Source organism: Microseira wollei NIES-4236 (assembly GCF_020521235.1).
GTDB lineage: Bacteria > Cyanobacteriota > Cyanobacteriia > Cyanobacteriales > Aerosakkonemataceae > Microseira > Microseira wollei.
The window spans coordinates 1-2846 of record NZ_BLAY01000376.1; the positions used below are offsets into that span (position 1 = coordinate 1).

Genomic DNA, 2846 nt, shown 5'->3' on the forward strand with positions numbered 1-2846 from the left:
AGAAACTTTTGCCAGTTTCTGCCATATCTGGTAGGGTCCTTGGGAACATTACTGCTCCACCCCTCCCATCTTTCACCGTGCTTGCGACTTTCACCGCACACGGCTACTCAACATGTAACCTTTTGTCACTACAGGACTGCGTGGCTTTAACCTTTGTAAACCGGGATGTCTTCTATCCACTCCCATTCAACTTCCTCCCAGAAATGGGATAATTTGTTAAGTATATCTGAGTGTTTCTTTTCTCGGATTTTTATCAGGTCAATCGCCGTTTTTTCATCATGACAATGCCGATGAAGAAGTTGTCTATTTGACCAATAATCCTTACTGCCTAGCGATCTGGGGGTTATCTGGTCTTCTGCCATAACATCTCGATCAAGAAAGTGCATTCCGCACCAAGGACATTTACCCTTTTGTTGCTGTAACAACGCGCGCCTTACGATTGGGCAATTCAGGGTGTCTTCCTCATCTTTGACTCGAGTAAACTAGGTCGCCTTCCTATGGGCTTTTATCGCCTTTAACTTTCACATACTTAGTACTACTGCTGCTAGTACTGTTATGCTTAATTAACCCTAGGGGGTTCGCTTCCCCTGACCTGGTTGCGAATACCCAGTTATCGCTGCCTATGGTTCTCCAATATTTCTTGTGACCATCAAAGATGTTTTTACAGCGTCTTTTTGCCCATCCTCGAAGTTTCAGGTATGTGAGAAAATCAAGATTTTTAAATTCCTCTCTTGCGTCGCAGTTAAAGTAATAATTACACCATCCTTGCCTCACCGGATTCAGGTCTTTTATTAGCGCCGCTTGAGGTGAAGAATTATGTTTTGCTATTCGGATTTTCTCTTGGTGTGCCTTACTCGCCTTCGCGGATGGGGTGACGCAAGTGTCAAAACCTAATATTCTGTTTTTTGAGTCTCTATCACTTCTATATTTTCCGGCTGGAAATTGTTGAAAATGCTCTCCCAAAAAATCGAACCCAGCTTGACCATCTTCACTTAATTTTGGGCCATTATGTGTCAGTCGAGTTTTTTCAGGTTTTAACTCAAGTTTTACCCTATTTAACCATTCGGAGATTATTTCCCCGCATCTTTGGACAACAGATTTTTCGGCGCAAACAACAACAAAATCCTCAGCCAAATATCGGACTATTTTAGGGACAGATACTTTCTTTCGCCCGTATCCTTTTGTCGCTTTTATATATCCGCCATTATCTGGAAATGCTTCGGCTATGCTTTCCTCTAATCCGTGTCGGGCTATATTTGCTAGTAGTGGAGAAATAACTCCTCCTGGCATTGTACCAAGAGATGTAGCAGTAAATGCCCCTTGGTCTATGACTCGGGATTTTAGCCAAGCTTTTATTTGTTGCCTGACTTTACCTTTTATTTTTAATTTTTGGAGGGCTTCATGGTTGATGCCATCAAAACATCGGGCTAGATCCGCGTCTAGCACGTATTTTGCCTTTTGCCTGATTATGGTTTTTACTTGCCATATTGCATCATGGGCAGACCTTCCTGGTGGAAAACCGTAGGAGTTTGGCTCAAAGAGAGCCTCCCATTCTGGTTCAAGTGCCGCTTTTACTACATTTTGTAGTGTGCGATCATACATGGGGGTGATTCCTAACGGGCGTTTTTCGTCTTTTCCAGGTTTGGGTATCCACACTCGACGTGTTGGCATGGATTTTCCGGTTAACTTTAAACGTCCTGCAAGGTTTAGGCGTGCTGCTGGGGAGAATCAACGAACACCATCCACTGCTGCCGTCTTAGGTCCTGGATGATCTTGTGTTACCTTTCGTACCGCTAGTACCCGGTTTGACCAGGATTTCATCAGTGTCTTCTGGAGTTGGCGGACGCGCTTGACATCACCACAACGCGAAGCAGCGTAGATGCGCTTTTGTAGCTTAAAGACGTATCCTTCGACTTGGCGCCAATTGATACGCTTCCATCCTTGAGTATTCTGTGGTGAATCTGATTTAGGCTTTGGCATTACTACTAACACTTTTAGCTCTGACATATGGCGATTTTAGTCAGCATATCCGGGCAATTACGCCGTCGCTTTTGAGGCATTACTCGTTAATTCGAGTTCGGCATTAGCTGGTTGAACCATCCTTTCCTTTTGCTGCGTTTAGCCTGAGAGCCTACCTTGATCGATCGACCTCGATCAGCAGCTAACAAAAGGATTACTTCGTTGTTCCAGGTATTCTAAGTTCGATCCAGGGTGTGTCTATCCACCGGGGTTCTAGGTGGTGCGCTAACTCGGTCTAAGGAACCTGTTAGTCCTTACCCTTGCCGGATATTTGCAGCTGAGGAGGTAGATGAAAATCTACCAGCTTATATCCCCTAATTCGGAATTACGATGGCTTAAGGACACTTGGTTTGTTCTACCCCACGAGTTAATACTCGGTTATAGGTCTCTTGCTTGCGGGAGGTGCTTTCAGCTATTACCACCAGAACCGCTTTCGTCCCCGCTTTACAGATTTGATAGTCAGTCTCGTCTGTGAGGGCCCCCAAGGGCAGTTTACGTGCTTTCAACCCCGCACCAGGGCGGCAGGACTAGCGGTTTCTAGGATACTTCCGCGCACCTGCATGAATACCCAGTTTTGATCAACAAAGGTTATAAGTGCGAACTCCACCTTTTTTTTTCAGGTTACTTTGTTGATGCCAACCATCGCTTCTGGCGAATTTAGGTTGAACGAATCGCACCTTAAATTTCCGATTTTCAGCACTTGTATATGCCGATAAATCAAACAAATTTAACTGAATATACGACTGCTCATAGGCATGGTTCCTGGACTCCTAAGAGACGGCAACGATATCTTCGCCGGCATAACTTTCCCGCAGTCTGAGCCATGA

The 2846-nt window shown here is 44.9% G+C and carries 3 protein-coding genes; all 3 read right to left on the reverse strand.

What is annotated here, in order from left to right:
* Window positions 1-146: 146 nt before the first annotated feature.
* Window positions 147-362, reverse strand: coding sequence for an HNH endonuclease (locus MiSe_RS48395; protein ID WP_264197141.1), 216 nt, complete (start codon window positions 360-362; stop codon window positions 147-149).
* A 133-nt stretch (window positions 363-495) separates the two neighbouring features.
* Window positions 496-1671 carry a reverse transcriptase domain-containing protein gene (locus tag MiSe_RS48400; RefSeq protein WP_226594577.1) on the reverse strand — a complete coding sequence of 392 codons (1176 nt, stop codon included), beginning with the start codon at window positions 1669-1671 and terminating at the stop codon, window positions 496-498.
* A gap of 57 nt (window positions 1672-1728) precedes the next feature.
* A complete protein-coding gene (locus tag MiSe_RS48405; RefSeq protein WP_226594580.1) occupies window positions 1729-2007 on the reverse strand; it encodes a reverse transcriptase N-terminal domain-containing protein in 279 nt (92 codons plus the stop codon).
* Window positions 2008-2846 lie beyond the last annotated feature (839 nt).